The organism is Candidatus Contendobacter odensis Run_B_J11, from assembly GCF_000531125.1.
GTDB lineage: Bacteria > Pseudomonadota > Gammaproteobacteria > Competibacterales > Competibacteraceae > Contendibacter > Contendibacter odensensis.
The window spans coordinates 1-17,592 of record NZ_CBTK010000020.1 but is presented as its reverse complement, the minus strand read 5'-3'; the positions used below and the strand labels follow the sequence as shown (position 1 = coordinate 17,592).

Genomic DNA, 17,592 nt, shown 5'->3' with positions numbered 1-17,592 from the left:
CATCTAAATTTAACATGACTCAATTCTCCTATAAAAATAATTATTAATAACTATAAATTTTTCAGAAGGGTGTGTTGAAAAATTCCACAACCTGTAAATGATTGCTATATATAGACACTTAATTCAGAAGTTAGTTTATTCACAATGTATAGATATTTATTGGCAAGACTATATGAGGAGGTCTATCTCAGAGCTTACGATTCAGTCCCCGAGGCCAAGGCGTGTCTGGGAAGGTATTTTAACTTCTATAACACGCAGCGACCGCATCAGTCGCTTGACGGGCAGACGCCCGATACGATGTACTTCAACCACGTACCGCAGGAAAGAATCGCGGCATGATCACCACAAGGCTCCACTTATCCTAGCCGATTTGCTGTCCAAACAGACGGGAGCGGCTCTATTTTCTGCTTACCGCGACGGCGATCTATGTTGCTATCAAATAGATTTGTTCACTCATTTTTCAATTGATATGCTTGTTTAAGAAGAGGGGAGTGCTGGAATAATTTTTCTAAAGTTTCCTGGTCTTTTAACTCTAAATGATCAGGTCTTTTACACAAAATCCACATCACCCCTTCTAACTCTTTATATTGCTCTTTCGGTAAGGTCTTCCGCAGGCGTGCCAACTCTTTTTTGCGTCATTCATCCAACCCCTTTCCATATAATTTAGCGACATGAAATCGATCGACTACGATCTGGACTTTTTTCCAAAAAACTTCTTTCGCTGCATTGATAAAACCTACATACATATCCGAACAAACAAAACAAACTTGCGGCTCTCTGGTATTTCAAGGGGTATTAAAGCATAATAGTATCAACCAGTTGCCAACATCAAGTGAGAATTCTATGATGGATAAATCATTAGACGAGTTAAAGAACGCTTTTAATCTCTACGGGTCTAACTCCCCGCAGCTTGCTGCGTTCTTTGGTAACCCAATACCCCGCAGCTTGCTGCGGGGTCGTTTATTACCTTACAGTTCCCGATCAGCCGGCACTGTGTTTTAATCTTCCTTGGAACGAAGCGGGGGTGCTCCCATTCTGGAGCTGAGACATACCCTTGGAACCTGATCCGGTTAGCACCGGCGTAGGAAAGCTTCAGCGCTCATGCCAGCGCCTCTGTTTCGTCCTCATCCACCGCCGCCGAGGACGACCCGCATGAACGCTATTTCTCACGATTTTCTGCACACCGCCGCGCAATTGGGCGAAAGTATTACCCGCCCTTACCCCAACTCCCGTAAAGTTTATATCCAGGGATCGCGTCCGGATTTGCGGGTTCCGCTGTGCGAAATCAGCCAGTACGCCACCCCGACCGAACTCGGCGCTGAAGACAATCCACCGATCCCGGTCTACGACTGTTCCGGTCCCTACACCGATCCGCAGGCAAAGATTGATCTGCTCAAAGGCTTGCCGCCGGTTCGAGCTGCCTGGATCGGGGAGCGTGACGATACGGAAATACTGGCTGGCCCATCTTCCGAGTATGGCCGCGCCCGCGCGGCTGATCCGGCCACCGCTCATCTGCGTTTTGAACACATCCGCCCGCCGCGCCGCGCCAAAACCGGCGCGTGCGTTACTCAGATGCACTACGCCCGCAGTGGCATCGTCACGCCGGAGATGGAATACGTCGCTCTGCGTGAATCCATGCGCTTGCAGGAGCTGCGCGACGATCCGCGCTACCGGCGTTTGCTGCGTCAGCATCGCGGCGAAAATTTCGGCGCGGCTCTTCCCGATACCTTCACCCCGGAGTTCGTGCGCAACGAGATCGCCCGTGGCCGCGCCATTCTGCCAGCCAACATCAATCATCCCGAATTGGAACCGATGATCATTGGCCGCAACTTCCGGGTGAAAATCAACGGCAATCTTGGCAATTCGGCGTTGGGATCGTCGGTGGCGGAGGAGGTGGAAAAGATGGTCTGGTCGCTGCGCTGGGGTGCCGACACCATTATGGATTTATCCACCGGCAAGCATATTCACGAAACCCGCGAATGGCTGATCCGCAATGCGCCGGTTCCAATCGGCACGGTGCCGATCTATCAAGCCCTGGAAAAAGTGGATGGCAAACCGGAGGCGCTGACGTGGGAGATTTTCCGCGACACGCTGATCGAGCAGGCGGAACAGGGGGTGGATTACTTCACCATTCACGCCGGCGTGTTGCTGCGCCATGTCCCGCTGACCGCCGACCGCGTGACTGGCATCGTCTCACGCGGCGGTTCGATTCTCGCCAAGTGGTGTCTGGCGCATCATCAAGAAAATTTCCTCTACACCCACTTCGATGAGATCTGCACCATCATGCGGGCCTACGATGTGAGCTTTTCACTAGGTGACGGACTGCGGCCCGGTTCGCTGGCCGACGCCAACGACGCCGCTCAATTCGCCGAACTGGAAACGCTGGGCGAACTGACGAAAAAAGCCTGGGCGCACGAGGTGCAGGTGATGATCGAAGGCCCCGGCCATGTGCCGATGCAAATGATCAAAGCCAATATGGACAAGGAGTTAAGCGATTGCTTTGAGGCACCGTTTTACACCCTCGGCCCACTGACCACCGACATTGCTCCCGGCTACGACCACATCACCTCAGCCATTGGCGCAGCGCAGATCGGCTGGTACGGCACGGCCATGCTGTGTTACGTCACGCCGAAGGAACATCTCGGCTTGCCGAACAAGCAGGACGTGCGCGAGGGCATCATTGCCTACCGGATTGCCGCTCACGCCGCCGATCTCGCTAAGGGTCTTCCCGGCGCGCAACTTCGCGACAATGCGCTGTCTAAAGCGCGCTTCGAGTTCCGCTGGGAAGACCAGTTCAACCTGGGCCTCGACCCGGAATGTGCCCGCGAATATCACGACGCGACCTTGCCCAAGGAATCAGCCAAGGTCGCGCATTTCTGTTCGATGTGCGGGCCGCATTTCTGCTCGATGCAAATTACTCAAGAAGTGCGTGAGTACGCAGCGCGGCAGGGGATCGAAGCACAGACGGCGCTCGCCACGGGATTGGTGGCCAAAGCGGAGGAATTTGTCAGCGGCGGCGCGGAGATTTATCACCGGGCTTAGGACTGTATAAAAACGCCCCTCTCCCACCGGGAGAAGGGCTGGAGGTGAGGGTTTGTTTGCAAGAGGCCGTGCAAAAACGTCTCTTAAATATGCTTGGCGCAGGTCCGGCCTGAAAGAGACGATTCCCAAGCAATGGCGATAAATCAGGCGGCAAGCCCACCCTTTCCGCTGGAAATCGCCCGGAAACCGAATAACGAGGCGATATTGGCGGCATTGATGCCGTTCATCTTCCCAAAACCTGACTCGGTGCTTCTCATGCTGATCTTTGACTAATCCCAGATCAGTCGCCGGGCAGTGATTCCCGCCTCCGAACCGCCCTGTCTGACCTACCCGATCACCTGCGCCGCCGCCGCGCCGCTGCCGGAAGTCTCGGAACTTCAGGCGGTGCGCCATTACACCCGGCTGTCGCAGAAGAATTATACCCGCTGGGTTCCTGCACCATGAAGTACAACCCGCTTGAGCGCTGATTTTTTGGATCGTGCTGGCTTTGCAGCATTCATACCCGTAGCGCTCATATAGTGTCGCAACCTGATAAACAGACATGGATTATAGTTGAGGCCGCTCCAAGCCAGAATGAAAGTTGTGGTCATGTCTGGCTATCAGCGCGAGAGACTATAACGGCGAGTTTTCTTACGCTGGGGATCAACAAATTTGAAATGCTCATTAAAATGATGATCACAATCCGGGTCATAAAACTGCCGCTGACTTAAATATACTGCTTTACCGGTAACAGTGCGGACAAAGCGCTTCCTCAAAAATAGAACTGCAATAACTATGAAGATATTTTTGCCCATCCGTGCGATCTACGCGAATTTCTTTAATCCCTAAAATCGGCTCAAAAAATTCAGTTTGTATTCAATCAATGCGGGAATAACCGCAGTACGATTAGATTTTTTGCCAAAGAGGTACATCCCTGTACCGTGCTTCCTGTTCTATCCGCGCCTACTTAATGGGCTACTTGCGCGGCTACCGGAATCATCCATTGCAGGTAATACGCCTGCACATAGGTGATGATGCCGATGATGACGGCAAAGAACAGGCTGTGTTTCAGGGTAAAGCGGAACAGATCCGATTCCTTGCCCACCAATCCCACCGCCGCACAGGCGACCGCGATAGACTGCGGTGAAATCATTTTTCCGGTGACGCCACCGGTGGTGTTGGCCGCAATCGTCAGAATTGGATTAACGCCAATCTGTTGGGCGGTCACTTGCTGCAAGTTGGCGAACAGGGCATTACTTGAGGTGTCAGATCCGGTCAGAAAAACGCCAAGCCAGCCGAGGAATGGCGAGAAGAAGGGGAAGAGCGCCCCAGTTGCGGCAAAGGCTAGACCGAGCGTTGAGGAAGCACCGGAATAATTGGCAATAAACGCAAAGCCCAGTACCAAACCAATGGTGAAAATAGGCGTTCTCAATTCCACCATTGTTTCCCACAGCGTGCTAAAGAAGGTCTTGATGTTGATTCTCAGAACGAAGGCGCTAATCACTGCCGCCAATAGAATCGAAGTTCCTGTTGCCGACATTACATCAAACTTATAGACCGCCTCATAGGGCGTCAGTACCTTGACAATCGGCATGGCCTTCATCACCAGCTTGTCCAGACCCGGTATATGGAAACTGATGATCCATGACTCCAGCATAGCGCCTTTGGAAAATAATCCCTTGAATGCCGGCAAGGTCCAGATCGTTACCATAATGGTGAGTATGATAAACGGTGACCAAGCCTTGATGATTTGCCCCATACTGTATTGAGAACGCGGATGATCTGCCGATAGACTGGTTCCAGTGCCCGCGCCTTGAAAGGAAAAGGCGTGTTTGGGCTGCCATACATAGCGCAGAAACAGTGTCAATATCACCAGACTGACTAGAGCCGAAGTAATATCCGGCAGTTCATAAGCCCAAAAATTCGAGGTGAAGAACTGGGTCAACGCAAAGGCGAAGCCCGCCACGAAAATCGCTGGCCAGGTTTGCTTGATGCCGCGCCAGCCGTCCATAATGAAAACCAGCCAGAATGGTACGAACAGTGACAATAACGGCAGTTGCCGCCCTGCCATTTGCCCAATCAGAAATGGATCAGTACCCGTAACTTTTCCCGCTACCGTAATTGGAATGCCTAATGCGCCAAATGCCACCGGTGCGGTATTGGCGATCAGGCACAAGCCAGCGGCATAAAGTGGATTAAAGCCCAATCCGACTAATAGCGCAGCAGTGATGGCCACTGGTGCGCCGAATCCTGCTGCTCCTTCCAGAAAGGCACCGAAACAGAAACCGACCAGTATTATCTGTAACCGCTGGTCGCTGGTAATGGTGAGTACCGACGAGCGGATTACCTCAAACTGGCCGGTTTTAACCGTGAGTTTATACAGAAATACGGCAGTCACGATGATCCAGGAAATCGGCCATAAACCGTATAAAAAGCCATAGCCGGTCGCGGCCAGCGCCATGGAAACTGGCATCTGGTAAACGAGTACGGCGATAACAATGGCGAGAGCTACAGTAACCAGTGCAGCGATATAGCCTTTCATCCGCAAGACGGCTAGGGCGATAAAGAAAAAGATGATTGGGATAGCGGCAACCAGCGTGGATAGCCACAAATTGTCGGCCAGCGGCGCATAGATTTGGGTCCAGGACTGCATAAGAGAACTCTCCTCAGTGGTAATGAGTCGTTTAATAACGACCTGTTTGCTTTTTCTTCCTGAAATCCGGTGAGGAAACGCAGGCAGCAAAACGCTACCGAACTGTCCGCACCGGTATCCTTAAAAGTGATGAAGTACTGTTGGCAATCAGTACATCTTGGCTTGCGAGCAGCGATCTACCAGATAAATGATGGAGCGGTAATAACGCTCACTGTGTAAAGATAGACCAATTTCACAGGTGCGGCTGGTGGAATAGCCCGATTGACACTCATCAGGCAAAGCTGCTTTCAAATCGCGTAATGCGCTGGCGTTTAATTCTGGCTGGGTGAAGCCTTTATCACCGGCCCAACCACAACAGGACACCCGGTCGGGGACAATGACTTTCTCTACGCAAGCTTCCGCAATCGCTTTGAGCTTGGCTTGCAAGCCCATATTGATGTTGCTACAGGTGGGATGAATCGCAACAGTTTCCGCTTGCTTATGGATCGTCAACCGTTCCAATACCACGTCATGCAGAAATTCGGTGATGTCGTACAACTGGAGTGAGGCTTGCTCCGGGCCTTTTTTGACCCGCAAGACGCAAGGCGTGGTATCGAACACAATCGGGTCTTGACCATTGCGACTGGCTTTGAGCAACGCCTGCTCGACTTCCCGGCGTTTGGCATCGGCCTGTTGCGGTAAGCCCTTGCTTTCAAACGGTTGGCCGCAACATAGCGCAGCGCTGTTTTCCGGCAGGATCACCTCAAAACCGGCCTTGCGCAGCAGGGCGGCGGTTTTCACCGGTAAGGCGTCCGCTTCGGGATCGCCCTTGGCTGGCCCCATCGTGCGGCTGGCGCAACTAGGGAAATAGACCACTCGCGGGCGGTCCGGCGTGACGTTGATTTCAGGCTTGGGCATGGCGCCAGCGGTCGGCATGTAACGATTCCACTGGGGAATCCGGTTGCCGGACAGCTTGCGAATGCCGCCCGTCAGGCCACCTTGTACTTGAGTTCCCAAAATTTTATGGGAAATGTCAGTAGCCGCCAGATTGAACCGGGTGGCAGCGGTCACGCCGGCAAAATGGCTCGCCACCCAATTGCCGATCCGTTGCGCGGTTTGACCGCGTTTCTGGCTGCGCACTTTCAACATCATCGTGCCGGTGTTGATGCCGACCGGACAGGTCAGCGCACACAAGCTATCAGCGGCGCAGGTGTCAAGCCCTTGATATTGATAGGACTCCTGAATCGCCTGTAACCGGCTGGCGTCTTCATCGGCGGCTTGCAACCGGGCGATTTCGCGCAAGCCGACGATGCGCTGGCGCGGCGACAAGGTGAGGGCACGGGATGGACAATTCGGCTCGCAAAAACCGCATTCGATGCACTTGTCCACCAGCGAATCAACGGCAGCCATCGGCTTGATATTTTTAAGATGCACCTCCGGGTCATCGTTAAGAATGACGCCGGGATTGAGCAGATTGCGCGGATCGAACAGCGCCTTGATTTGCCGCATCAGTTGATACGCCTGCTGGCCCCATTCCAGTTCCACGAACGGGGCGATATTGCGGCCCGTGCCATGTTCCGCTTTCAGCGAACCGTCGTATTGATGGACGATCATCCCGCACACATCATCCATAAACTGCTTGTAGCGAGCCGTTTCGGCAGGCTTGGAAAAATCGGGGGTGATGACGAAATGAAGATTGCCTTCGAGCGCGTGGCCGAAAATGATCGATCCGCTATAGCCGTGCTTGTCGAACAGCCGCTGTAAATCCAGCGTCATTGCCGCCAACTGCGGCACCGCGACCGCCACGTCTTCGATAATAACGGTGGTGCCGGTGGCCCGCGCCGAACCGACGGACGGGAACAAGCCTTGGCGGATTGCCCACAGCTTGGTGAATTGGTCGGGCTGGTCGGTGAATTCAAACGGCAGCAGGGTCGGCGTGGCGGCGATGGAAGCGGTAATGATCTCAACTTGGGTGCGCAAATCCAGCGCATTAAGCGCCCGGGTTTCCACCAGCAGCGCGGCGGCGGCTTCCGGCAACTCCTTGAAGAACGGTGGCATTCCCGCCTTGTTCTCCACCGAGCGGATCGACGCTCGATCCATCAGTTCCACTGCCGCTACCGGCTGGCTTTTCAGCGCCGCCACCGCTTCACAGGCGGTTTTGATGTCCGGGAAGATCATCAGCGCGGTGGCTTTGTGGCTATGCTCCTCGACGGTATTAAAGGTGATCTCGGCGATAAAACCGAGCGTGCCCTCGGAGCCGATCATCAGATGTTGCAAAATTTCAAACGGGTCCTGGTAATCCACCAAGGCATTCAGGCTGTAGCCGCAAGTGTTCTTGATTTTGAATTTGCTGCGGATGCGCTCGGCCAGCGAGGCATTAGCGCAGGTGCGCTGGCCCAGTTCGGCGAGTTGAGCCAGCAAGGGGCCGTGGCTGGCGCTGAAATTCTCGCGGCTGACCGGATCGCCGGTGTCCAGCACGGCACCATCAGCCAGTATCACCCGCATACTTTTCAGGGTCTGGTAGCTGTTCTGGGCGGTGCCGCAACACATGCCGCTGGCGTTATTAGCCGCGATGCCGCCGATCCAGCAGGTATTGATCGAAGCCGGGTCCGGGCCGATCTTGCGCTGGTAGGGTGCCAGATAACGGTTGGCGTGGCCGCCGATAATGCCCGGTTGCAAGCTGATGGTCGCCGCGTTATTGCCAATGCGCCAGTTGCGCCAGCCATCGCCCATTTGTAGCAGCACCGAATCGGTGACCGCCTGCCCGGACAGACTGGTGCCGGCGGCGCGAAACGTCACCGGGGTTCCATGGGTATGCGCCAGCCCCAGAATCCGTTGCATCTCGGCTTCGCTCTCCACTCGCACCACCAGTTGTGGAATCAGGCGGTACAAACTGGCGTCAGTGCCGTAAGCGAGCGTGCGCAGCGGGTCGCTAATCAGGCGGGTCGCGGGAATAAATTGCTGTAGATCGTGATGAAGTTGCTGATACGCCTTGGAAAGCATGGTGGTTCGGTCTCATTTGGTGATGGGCGCATCGGACAAAGCGATGCACTGTTTTTGTTTTATGGTTGTGCCGCGCCAGCGCGGGCGATAATCAGCCGTCCAGAATGAGTACGATCAATTCCTTGGGACCATGCACACCGAAGGTCAGCACCAACTCAATATCAGCGGTCTTGGACGGACCGGAGATCAGCAGCACATTGGTCGGCATGCGCTCTTGCCAGCGTTCAAGGGCAATAGCGTCGGCCAGCGAATCATGGATTTTGGTGGCGTCCAGCACCGCGATATGCAGTGGTGGTGCGAGCGACATCAAGCGCGGCTCGTTGGGGTCCGGCCACAGAATCAGCGCGCCGACATCGGCCAAGCCGCCCTGTGTTGAAGTAATGCTGGCGTCAATGGCAAACAGCCGCTCCTTGCTCTGCTCTACATCCTCAGTGTAGCCCACCAACGGCGGCAAATCGCTGTCCCAGGCTGCCGCTAACTCCTGACCTAGCGCGGTGGCCGGCGCGTAGAGCAAACCGTTCAAGCTGCGATTGCGCAGCACGGTTTTGAGCGCATCCCGCCAACCTGCTGCGTCGGTGACGACCACTTCGGCGTGCATCGCTTCCATCCGCTGCTTCAGCCGCGCCACCTTCTCAGTACGGCTGAGTTCCACGCTCGGCGGCGTGGCAGGTTCGGGCGCGACGGCGTGATCTTGCGGCACCGCCGCCCGTAATCGCGCCAGAATGTTATCGCGTGAGCTACTCATCGCTGATCCCCTTTTCTTTGGCCAGCGCGTGCAGGCTTTTACTGGCGAATTTGGGCATGGTTCTAACTTGGGTCCAGTTTTTCACCAGTTCCACTTTCGACAGCTTGGTGAGTTGCGAACCCAGCAGGCCGAGCAACTTGGCGTTCAGCACATTAGCCCACGGTGCCGAATTGGTCAGCGCCCAGCCTTTCCAGGTGAGGCTTTCCGCCAGATTGCTTTTATAACCGTGACCCTTGACGGCATTAGGCGAGTCGGTTTTAGAGTAGGATTCATTGCGTAGACGGCGCAGGATGTGAGTAATGGGAATCTTGACCGGGCAGACTTCTTCGCAGGCCCCGCACAGCGTCGAAGCCGAAGCCATTGCCCCGGCGTTCTCCAAGCCTTCGATTTGTGGGGTCAGAATCGAGCCAATAGGGCCGGGATAAACGTAGCCATAAGCGTGACCGCCGAGGCGGGTATATACCGGACAATGGTTCAAACATGCGCCGCAGCGGATGCACTTCAAGGTCTGCCGCAATTCCGGGTCGGCCAGAATTTTGGAGCGGCCATTGTCGAGCAGCACCAGATGCACTTCCTTGGGGCCATCTTTTTCGCCGGACTTGCGCGGCGAAGTGATCATATTGAAATAGGTGGTAATCAACTGGCCGGTCGCCGAACCCGTGAGTAACCGTAACAGTGGCGGCACGTCTGTGAGTCGCTCAACCACTTTTTCCAGACCCATTACCGCGATATGCACCGGCGGCGCGGTAGTACACATCCGGCCATTGCCTTCGTTTTCCACCAGACAGAGGGTTCCGGTTTCGGCCACTGCGAAATTGACCCCGCTGACTCCCACTTCGCCAGCACAGAACTTCTCGCGTAACACCTTGCGGGCAATGGCGTTAAGTTCCTCAACCACTTCGGTATAGGGCGTGTTGGGAATCTTGTCGTGAAACAACCGGGCGATCTGATCACGGTTTTTGTGAATGGCCGGAACAATAATATGCGACGGCGTTTCATGATCCAGTTGAATAATGTATTCGCCCAAATCGGTTTCCAGCGCCTCAATCCCATGCTCTTCCAGCACATGGTTAAGGTGCATTTCCTCCGATACCATTGATTTGCCTTTAATCACACGGGTGGCATGATGACTCTGAATAATGCTCAGGCAAATCTGGCTGGCTTCTGTGGTCGTTTCGGCCCAATGCACCTGAATCCCGTTTTCAGTGCATTTCTTCTCCAACTGTTCCAGTAATTGCGGAAGCTGGCGTAATGATCGCTGGCGGATAGCATCGCCTTGCGCCCTTAATGCTTCAAAAGCGTCCTTATCAGAAAAAATCGCTCGCCGCCGCATTCCCAAGGTGTCCATTGCGGCGCGCAGATTGCGCCGCAATTGCGGATTGCTCAGTGCATTAGCGAAATTCTTGGGGAAATCTACTACGACTGAACTAGCCATGCGTGCGCTCCCAAATAAATTCAGCAAGGTGTTGGGCAGGAATCGCGATGTTGCGGTATTCCAGCGCCCCGCCAATGTTCATCAGGCAGCCGCAATCACCGGACAGCACTCGCGCCGCGCCGGTTTGAGCAATATCACTCACTTTGTCACTGACCATTGCTGAGGAAATATCCGGCTGCTTCACCGAAAACGTGCCACCGAACCCGCAGCATTCTCGCTCGCGTTGCAACTCAATCAGCTCGACATTCTGCAATTGGCGGATCAGTGATTTGGAATACTCAATCACGCCCATTTCCCGTAAGGCGCTACAGGAGGAATGCCAAGTGACCTTAATCGGCTGGCCCCGATCTTCGAGTTTAATGTCCAGTACCGTGACCAGAAATTCAGTCAGTTCAATCACTCGGCTGGCGAAGCGTTGCGCTTCAGCGGCTTCTGGTTCATTGGCGAACAATCTGGGGTAATGGTGCTTCAGCATTCCGCCACAGGAACCGGACGGAACCACAATCGGATAGTCGTGAGGAAAAGCTTTAAGCTGCTGGCGGGCGACTTTTCTGGTTTCTTCGGGGAATCCGGCGTTGTAAGCCGGTTGACCACAGCAGGACTGCTGTTGGGGAAAAATAACTTCAATCCCTTCGCGCTGAATTAACTCGATTCCGGCCATTCCCGCTTGGGGATAACAGAGATCGATTAAGCAAGTGCCGAAGTAATACACCTTCTGAGGACGGGTGGGCATAGCAGTATCCCTGCATCCGGTTTTGGTGGTTGATGCCGCCTGCGCGCTATGGGTACAAATCCTGTCGAGTCAGCGACGTAGCAGCTTCTTGTTTTACCTGCGGTTACCAATCCAGTCATAAACCGACCTTTTTGGTAAACTGGTCTGACCAAAAGCATAGCAGCGTGTTTTATGGCTTGCAATAGTTTGGTAACATGGTATGACCAAAAAATTGGGTCGCTTGGACCAGCGCTGCAAACGATGCCGGTGTCGTGGTATCTTTATAAAGGATGCTGCATAGCACAATGGCGGAAAACGAGGTTCACTGCTTGGGCAAGGTCATGCAATTTGAAACGATTAACTCTCCGAAAGTTGCGGATGTCATCGTCAGCCAGATCGAACAGTTGATTTTGGATGGCGTGCTTAAACCGGGTGAACGGCTCTCGCCAGAGCGGGAACTGGCGCAAGAGCTGAACGTATCTCGCCCGTCGTTGCGCGAGGCGATTACGACGCTGAAATCCAGAGGGCTGCTACGGAGTGCGCGGGGAGGGAGACACTATGTGGTGGACATCATCGCGCCGACCCTGACGGATCCCTTGATCGAGTTGCTTAAAAGCCATCCCAAGGCGATGTTTGACGTACTTGAGTTGCGCCATGCTCTGGAAGAAGTCGGGGCTTACTTCGCCGCTCTCCGCGCCACCGAAGCCGACCGGGAAATTCTACAGCGCCGTTTCGCCGAACTGGAGGAAATCCAGCAAGGCGAACATGCGCCCCAACACGATTCCATAGTGGACGCCAACTTTCATCTCGCCATCGCCGACGCTTCCCACAATGTGGCGCTGATCCATGTGATGCGCGGGCTGTTTAACTTGCTGTTGAGTCATATTTGCCGTTCGCTGGAGCGGCTCTATACCCGCGAAAGCAGTTATGTGATCGTCCATTCCCAACATCGGGCCATCCTGAAAGCGATATTGGATCGCGATCCGGAGGCCGCTCGGCAGGCGGCTCATATTCACCTCGCCTTCGTTGAAACTACCTTGCGCGAACTCGACGAAGAAGCCGCCCGCCAGCAACGTTCGCAACGCCGGTTGCCAAGCCTGTCGGCGCTGGAAATCAGGGCCTAACCGTGGGTTACCGTACCGCCCTTGTTGAAAAAGTGCAGTCATCAATCATCAAGCTGCGGTTGAGCGCGGCACGGGTTGCTTCTCAGCAATACATAAATTGCCCCGGTGCCGCCGTCCACGGACCGCGCTGAGCAGAACGCCAGCACTTCATCACGTTGCCGCAGCCAGTAGTTAACTTTTTGTTTCAACACTGGCCCTCGATGATGCGAACCCTTACCCTTGCCATGAATGATCCGCACACAGCTCAACCGGTTGCGGCGAACATGGTGGAGAAACGCGACCAGCGCCTCTTTGGCTGTGACCACCGTCATCCCGTGCAAATCCAGCACCGCCCCAACCTGAAACTGGCCGCGCCGCAACTTGCGCAGTACTGCCTGCTGGACACCATCGCGACGATAGTACAACTCCTCGCCGGTATCCAAGTCCGCCGGCTCGAAATAATCCGAGATCATATCGGTCAGCACCTGCTGTTCGTCGGCTTGGGTGAAGCGGGGAATCGGGGCAGGATGATGCCGGATCGGGTCGATCCGGTCGCAATGCAGTGGCTTGACTGCTCCGACGGCTTGACGGAACAGCGCTTGATCTTGTGGATCAAGGTTCAATAGTTTGGTCATGGGCGCCTCGGTGAGATCGCAGGGGGCGTCCGGCCAGGACGGAAATAATCGGGATAATAACGGACAGTCTAGCGTTGTCGCTGCGCGCTCCGATACGGTTGGCACAGCAGTAACTTGGGAGAATAGCGTGCTATGCGCATCTTGGTAAGCAATGACGATGGTTATCAGGCTCCGGGGCTGCTGTGCCTGGTCGCCGCCCTGAGCGAACTGGCAGAGATCACGGTAGTCGCCCCTGACCGCGACCGCAGTGGTGCCAGCAATTCGTTGAGCCTTAAAAATCCACTCTATGTCACCCGCCATGACAGCGGTTTTTATAGTGTCGAAGGAACCCCGACGGATTGCGTCCATGTCGCCATCACCGGTTTGTTAGAACAAGAACCGGATATGGTGGTGTCGGGCATCAACAACGGCGCTAACCTGGGCGATGATGTGATCTATTCCGGTACGGTGGCGGCAGCGATGGAAGGCCGCTTCCTTGGTCTACCGGCCATTGCGATTTCCCAGAATGCGCCCCGCCCCGCGCATTTCGATACCGCCGCCCGCGTCGCGGTCTGGTTGGTGCGCCGGCTGCGCGAACGACGGCTCCCGCCCGATACCATCCTGAACGTCAACGTTCCCGATGTGCCGTGGGAACAACTGGCCGGTTTTCAGGCCACCCGGCTCGGTCACCGCCACAAGTCCGAACCGGTCATCAAAAGTACCGACCCACGCGACCGTCCGATCTACTGGGTGGGGCCGGCGGGTCCCGAACAGGATGCTGGCCCTGGCACTGACTTTCATGCGGTGCGGGCTGGTTATGTCTCCATCACCCCGTTGCAGGTGGATTTAACCCGCCATGGCGCAATCGGTCCATTGACGGAGTGGTTGAGCGAGATAAAACCCTCGGTATGAATCAGCCATTGGTCGGCTTTAGCATACACAATGCCAGTGGACGCAACCGCTTGAAAAAGTTTATCATCATCAAATGCTTGTAATCCGGATCAAGGACAGGATTATTCCGGTATTTCAGGCGCTGGCCTAACGGGCGGTTCTGAATGACATCAAGTTCCGTGCTGAGTGCCGATTTTCAACATAATCAGAATTATAAAGATGCGACGGGCGATAGCCTGCGCGTCGCCATGAAAACCCACCAAGCGAAGCGAGTCGAGGAGGTTACTGATGTCCCGACGGATGAACGTCTGTCTGGAGGCGGTCGTATGCGAAGACGAAGTACACATAAGCGACCCCTTGCTGGATGATGACAAGCTGGAGGAAGACGAGGTTGTTGAAGTAGGGATGGAAGCACCGTGGGTAGCTCCTGCCGCGACCAGCCGGGAATTTACCCCGGAGGAATTGGACGCCACCCGCATGTATCTGAGCGAGATCGGTTTTTCTCCGCTGCTGACGGCTCAGGAAGAAGTCTACTACGCCCGCCGGGCCATTCAGGGCGAAGCCAGCGCCCGCAACCGCATGATCGAGAGCAATCTGCGGCTGGTGGTGAAAATCGCCCGCCGTTACATGAATCGGGGCTTGAGCCTGCTTGATTTGATTGAGGAAGGCAATCTGGGACTGATTCACGCGGTCGAGAAATTCGATCCCGAACGCGGCTTTCGCTTCTCGACCTACGCGACCTGGTGGATTCGCCAAACCATTGAGCGGGCGCTGATGAATCAGACTCGCACCATTCGGTTACCGATCCACATCATCAAGGAAATCAACGGTTATCTACGAACTGCCCGGCAACTGGCGCAGACCCTGGATCACGAACCCACTGCAGATGAAATTGCCCGGGCAATGGGCAAGTCTGTCGCCGATGTGAAGCGGATGTTGCAACTCAACGAGCGGGTGGCTTCGGTAGATACACCGATTGGTAAGGACGAAGATCGGTCCTTGCTGGACGCGATTCCCGACGACAACAATCTCGATCCGTTGCAAATCTTGCAGGATGCTGATCTCACCGAAAAGCTGGAACTATGGCTCGGCCAGTTGAACGATAAGCAGCGCATCGTGGTAGAACGACGGTTCGGCTTGGGCGGTCATGAGAAAGCCACGCTGGAGCAGGTCGGTAACGAGATCGGTGTAACCCGCGAACGGGTGCGGCAGATTCAGATTGATGCTCTGCGCCGGCTACGAAAAGTTCTTGAAAACGAAGGGTTTTCCCAGGATTTTCTGTAGATCCAACCCGATATTATCTGCTCATCCTGGAAGGTAGTACCGGTTTTCAGCCTGTTAAACCCGGCTGGAAACCGGTTCCCTATCCCTTTCAATCTACCGACAAGAGTAACGCAGCCGCGACCCGGCGGCCTTCAAGCATGATGACGTTGTAGGTTCGGCAGGCGGCGGCGGTGTCCATGACCTCAACCCCGATGCCGTGCGCCAGCAGGGCCTGCGTCAGTCGCGGGTGCGGAAACTGCTGTCGGCTACCGGTGCCCAGCAGCACGATTTCCGGTTCCAACCCGGCGATTTTCTCGAAATGCATTTCCACCAAGTCGGTGAATGCTTGTGGCTCCCAATCGAGAACCAACTGTGCAGGAGTAACGATTACGCTGTGGCGGATTTCCTGTTCGTTGACCGTGATCCAGCCTGGGCCATAACTTCTAATCGAATATCGGTTCGCATCGGTGTCGAGACTGAAGCGCATGAAAAATTCCTCTGGATGGAAAGGCCGGTGATTGCGGTTGCATATCAGGAGCCGATAGGGTGCCGCGACTCGGATTCAGCATCGGCGCCGCTGCTGGATCAAGGTTTGCAGACGCTGTAGATATGAGGTTGAATCGCTTTCACTCTGGAGAATGCGCGATGGCCGATAGCCAAACTCACACCATCCACGCCTTGGAACTGGGGCGAATGGGCAATTTTATTTATGTCATCCACGATCATGCCAGCGACCGTGCGGCGGTGGTAGACCCGGCTTGGGATGTGCCGACCATTCTGGCCGTAACTGAACGGCGCGGGCTGCGAATCACCGATATTTTGCTTACCCACAGCCATTTTGATCATATCAACGGGGTCGAGGCGCTGTTGAATCATAGCGATGCGCAACTGCATTTGCTGCGGGCTGAAGCCGCGTTTTGGGATCGCTATACCGATCTGCCGACCCTGCACGATGGCGGCGACCGTATTCAGTTGGGCGAGACCGAGATCGAAATTCTGCATACGCCCGGTCATACGCCGGGATCGGCCTGTTACCGGTTGGGCGATCAAATTCTGACCGGCGATACCCTGTTTGTGTTCGGCTGTGGGCGTTGCGATCTGCGCGGCGGTGATCCTGAACGGATGTACCAGAGTCTGCAACATTTGAGCGAGCGACTGCCCGATCATACGATTATTCGCCCCGGCCACAATTACGGCATTACCCCGACCACGACGATGGCGGCACAACTGGCGGGTAATCCGTTTCTGCATTTTGCCAACGCTCCGGGATTCGTCGAGTACCGGATGCATCTGCACGACCGCGAAGAACCGTACCGGCCCGAACCCCGGCCACATTCGCACTCACATCCTCATCCGCACTGAGCGATTTCTGAAACCAGACGGGTCGGCAGCGATGTTCCAGTTCGCACCCATCGGCGTCATTCGATCCTGTTTTCGCCAGAAATTCGGTATTCCACGTCAGCCGGGGCTGGTCCCGGCAGCGCGGGCGACGCTGGAATTGCTACCGCCTTATGCTCAGCCGGAGGCGGTGCGCGGGCTGGAAGGTTTTTCCCACCTGTGGCTACTGTTCGTATTCCACGGTGTACCGGTCGGTCACTGGCAGCCGACGGTGCGCCCGCCGCGTTTGGGCGGCAATCGGCGGTTGGGCGTGTTCGCAACCCGTTCTACCTTCCGCCCTAACCCGATGGGCCTGTCGGCGGTGGTGCTGGAACGGATTGAAATAGGTGAAGGCCGAGTGGTGCTGCATCTGGCGGGTGTGGATGTGCTGGATGGGACGCCGGTGCTGGACATTAAGCCCTATCTGCCCTATGCCGACTGCATCGTGGACGCCACCGGCGGTTTTGCGGTTACGGCTCCAGCATTGTTGCCGGCAGTCGAATTCAGCCTGACCGCAGCGGCGTTTTGCGCGGCTTGGCCGAATGGGGATTTGCGAGAGTTAATTGCGCAGATTCTTCGCCAGGACCCGCGCCCGGCTTATCAGCAGGCGGATTCCGCGCCACGACAGTACGGCATGACGCTGTACGATTGCGATGTGCAGTGGGAAGTGCGTGATGGCATTGCGTATGTGCTGGAAATTCGGCCATGCCCGGAATCCGCCGATCCAGTCTGAGCAGCAGCAGTTCCCGGTCTCTTGAAAAGCTCAATTTAATCAATGTATTATAGAAGGTGTTTG

14 protein-coding genes, 2 pseudogenes and 1 riboswitch are annotated in these 17,592 nt (G+C 55.3%); of the genes and pseudogenes, 8 read left to right on the top strand and 8 right to left on the bottom strand.

The features are described 5' to 3' along the window. Positions 1–171: 171 nt before the first annotated feature. Positions 172–339, top strand: a pseudogene (locus BN874_RS23190) (integrase core domain-containing protein); the annotation flags it as partial. Positions 340–449: 110 nt separating this feature from the next. Here BN874_RS23190 and BN874_RS25285 read toward each other — a convergent pair. Beyond that, positions 450–764 (bottom strand): annotated as a pseudogene (locus BN874_RS25285) (transposase); the annotation flags it as partial. Between the two features lie 246 nt (positions 765–1,010). Continuing rightward, positions 1,011–1,106: riboswitch (TPP riboswitch) on the top strand. Between the two features lie 46 nt (positions 1,107–1,152). Here BN874_RS25285 and thiC point away from each other — a divergent pair. Both thiC and BN874_RS24920 read left to right on the top strand, forming a co-directional pair. Next, positions 1,153–3,042 (top strand): phosphomethylpyrimidine synthase ThiC, encoded by a 1,890-nt coding sequence (gene thiC / locus BN874_RS01265; RefSeq protein ID WP_034430370.1) that lies wholly within the window; start codon positions 1,153–1,155, stop codon positions 3,040–3,042. Between the two features lie 294 nt (positions 3,043–3,336). Continuing rightward, entirely contained in the window at positions 3,337–3,486 is a 150-nt protein-coding gene (locus BN874_RS24920) for a hypothetical protein (RefSeq protein WP_195912071.1), read from the top strand. Positions 3,487–3,988: 502 nt separating this feature from the next. Here BN874_RS24920 and BN874_RS01260 read toward each other — a convergent pair. The 5 genes from BN874_RS01260 to BN874_RS01240 all read right to left on the bottom strand — a co-directional run bounded on the left by BN874_RS01260 (position 3,989) and on the right by BN874_RS01240 (position 11,569). Then, positions 3,989–5,674: a lactate permease LctP family transporter gene (locus BN874_RS01260; protein ID WP_034430369.1), complete on the bottom strand. Its 1,686-nt coding sequence runs from the start codon at positions 5,672–5,674 to the stop codon at positions 3,989–3,991. A gap of 147 nt (positions 5,675–5,821) precedes the next feature. Then, a complete protein-coding gene (locus BN874_RS01255) occupies positions 5,822–8,656 on the bottom strand; it encodes an FAD-binding and (Fe-S)-binding domain-containing protein (protein WP_034430368.1) in 2,835 nt (944 codons plus the stop codon). A gap of 91 nt (positions 8,657–8,747) precedes the next feature. Further along, positions 8,748–9,401: a LutC/YkgG family protein gene (locus BN874_RS01250; protein WP_034430367.1), complete on the bottom strand. Its 654-nt coding sequence runs from the start codon at positions 9,399–9,401 to the stop codon at positions 8,748–8,750. Then, positions 9,394–10,836 (bottom strand): LutB/LldF family L-lactate oxidation iron-sulfur protein, encoded by a 1,443-nt coding sequence (locus BN874_RS01245; RefSeq protein WP_034430366.1) that lies wholly within the window; start codon positions 10,834–10,836, stop codon positions 9,394–9,396. The genes BN874_RS01250 and BN874_RS01245 overlap by 8 nt, the downstream gene beginning before the upstream one ends. Continuing rightward, complete coding sequence (locus tag BN874_RS01240) at positions 10,829–11,569, bottom strand: (Fe-S)-binding protein (protein WP_034430365.1); 741 nt, start codon at positions 11,567–11,569, stop codon at positions 10,829–10,831. Before BN874_RS01240 ends, BN874_RS01245 begins: the two co-directional genes overlap by 8 nt. A 284-nt stretch (positions 11,570–11,853) precedes the next feature. On the opposite strand from BN874_RS01240, the gene BN874_RS01235 reads away from it, so the two are divergent. Next, positions 11,854–12,672, top strand: a complete 819-nt coding sequence (locus BN874_RS01235; RefSeq protein ID WP_230314294.1) for an FCD domain-containing protein — start codon at positions 11,854–11,856, stop codon at positions 12,670–12,672. A 41-nt stretch (positions 12,673–12,713) separates the two neighbouring features. Here the strand turns inward: BN874_RS01235 and BN874_RS01230 are convergent, their stop codons facing one another. Further along, positions 12,714–13,286: a Smr/MutS family protein gene (locus tag BN874_RS01230; RefSeq protein ID WP_034430364.1), complete on the bottom strand. Its 573-nt coding sequence runs from the start codon at positions 13,284–13,286 to the stop codon at positions 12,714–12,716. Positions 13,287–13,418: 132 nt separating this feature from the next. On the opposite strand from BN874_RS01230, the gene surE reads away from it, so the two are divergent. Both surE and rpoS read left to right on the top strand, forming a co-directional pair. Continuing rightward, complete coding sequence (gene surE / locus BN874_RS01225) at positions 13,419–14,177, top strand: 5'/3'-nucleotidase SurE (RefSeq protein ID WP_034430363.1); 759 nt, start codon at positions 13,419–13,421, stop codon at positions 14,175–14,177. A 267-nt stretch (positions 14,178–14,444) separates the two neighbouring features. Beyond that, positions 14,445–15,440 carry an RNA polymerase sigma factor RpoS gene (gene rpoS, locus BN874_RS01220; RefSeq protein ID WP_230314293.1) on the top strand — a complete coding sequence of 332 codons (996 nt, stop codon included), beginning with the start codon at positions 14,445–14,447 and terminating at the stop codon, positions 15,438–15,440. Positions 15,441–15,528: 88 nt separating this feature from the next. On the opposite strand, the gene BN874_RS01215 is transcribed toward rpoS, so the two are convergent. After that, on the bottom strand, positions 15,529–15,906 hold the full coding sequence (locus BN874_RS01215; RefSeq protein WP_034430362.1) for an Mth938-like domain-containing protein: 378 nt from the start codon (positions 15,904–15,906) through the stop codon (positions 15,529–15,531). A gap of 158 nt (positions 15,907–16,064) precedes the next feature. On the opposite strand from BN874_RS01215, the gene BN874_RS01210 reads away from it, so the two are divergent. Together BN874_RS01210 and tsaA are read left to right on the top strand one after the other, a co-directional pair. Continuing rightward, on the top strand, positions 16,065–16,781 hold the full coding sequence (locus tag BN874_RS01210) for an MBL fold metallo-hydrolase (protein WP_034430361.1): 717 nt from the start codon (positions 16,065–16,067) through the stop codon (positions 16,779–16,781). Positions 16,782–16,812: 31 nt separating this feature from the next. Then, entirely contained in the window at positions 16,813–17,529 is a 717-nt protein-coding gene (gene tsaA / locus BN874_RS01205; protein ID WP_034430360.1) for a tRNA (N6-threonylcarbamoyladenosine(37)-N6)-methyltransferase TrmO, read from the top strand. Positions 17,530–17,592: the final 63 nt, after the last annotated feature.

Coding starts and splice junctions, on each gene's coding strand:
- BN874_RS01255 (WP_034430368.1), bottom strand. CDS start 8,656: ATGCTTTCCAAGGCGTATCAGCAACTTCATCACGATCTACAGCAATTT.
- BN874_RS01215 (WP_034430362.1), bottom strand. CDS start 15,906: ATGCGCTTCAGTCTCGACACCGATGCGAACCGATATTCGATTAGAAGT.
- BN874_RS01245 (WP_034430366.1), bottom strand. CDS start 10,836: ATGGCTAGTTCAGTCGTAGTAGATTTCCCCAAGAATTTCGCTAATGCA.
- rpoS (WP_230314293.1), top strand. CDS start 14,445: ATGTCCCGACGGATGAACGTCTGTCTGGAGGCGGTCGTATGCGAAGAC.
- BN874_RS01210 (WP_034430361.1), top strand. CDS start 16,065: ATGGCCGATAGCCAAACTCACACCATCCACGCCTTGGAACTGGGGCGA.
- thiC (WP_034430370.1), top strand. CDS start 1,153: ATGAACGCTATTTCTCACGATTTTCTGCACACCGCCGCGCAATTGGGC.
- BN874_RS01260 (WP_034430369.1), bottom strand. CDS start 5,674: ATGCAGTCCTGGACCCAAATCTATGCGCCGCTGGCCGACAATTTGTGG.
- BN874_RS01235 (WP_230314294.1), top strand. CDS start 11,854: ATGGCGGAAAACGAGGTTCACTGCTTGGGCAAGGTCATGCAATTTGAA.
- BN874_RS01240 (WP_034430365.1), bottom strand. CDS start 11,569: ATGCCCACCCGTCCTCAGAAGGTGTATTACTTCGGCACTTGCTTAATC.
- tsaA (WP_034430360.1), top strand. CDS start 16,813: ATGTTCCAGTTCGCACCCATCGGCGTCATTCGATCCTGTTTTCGCCAG.
- BN874_RS01230 (WP_034430364.1), bottom strand. CDS start 13,286: ATGACCAAACTATTGAACCTTGATCCACAAGATCAAGCGCTGTTCCGT.
- surE (WP_034430363.1), top strand. CDS start 13,419: ATGCGCATCTTGGTAAGCAATGACGATGGTTATCAGGCTCCGGGGCTG.
- BN874_RS01250 (WP_034430367.1), bottom strand. CDS start 9,401: ATGAGTAGCTCACGCGATAACATTCTGGCGCGATTACGGGCGGCGGTG.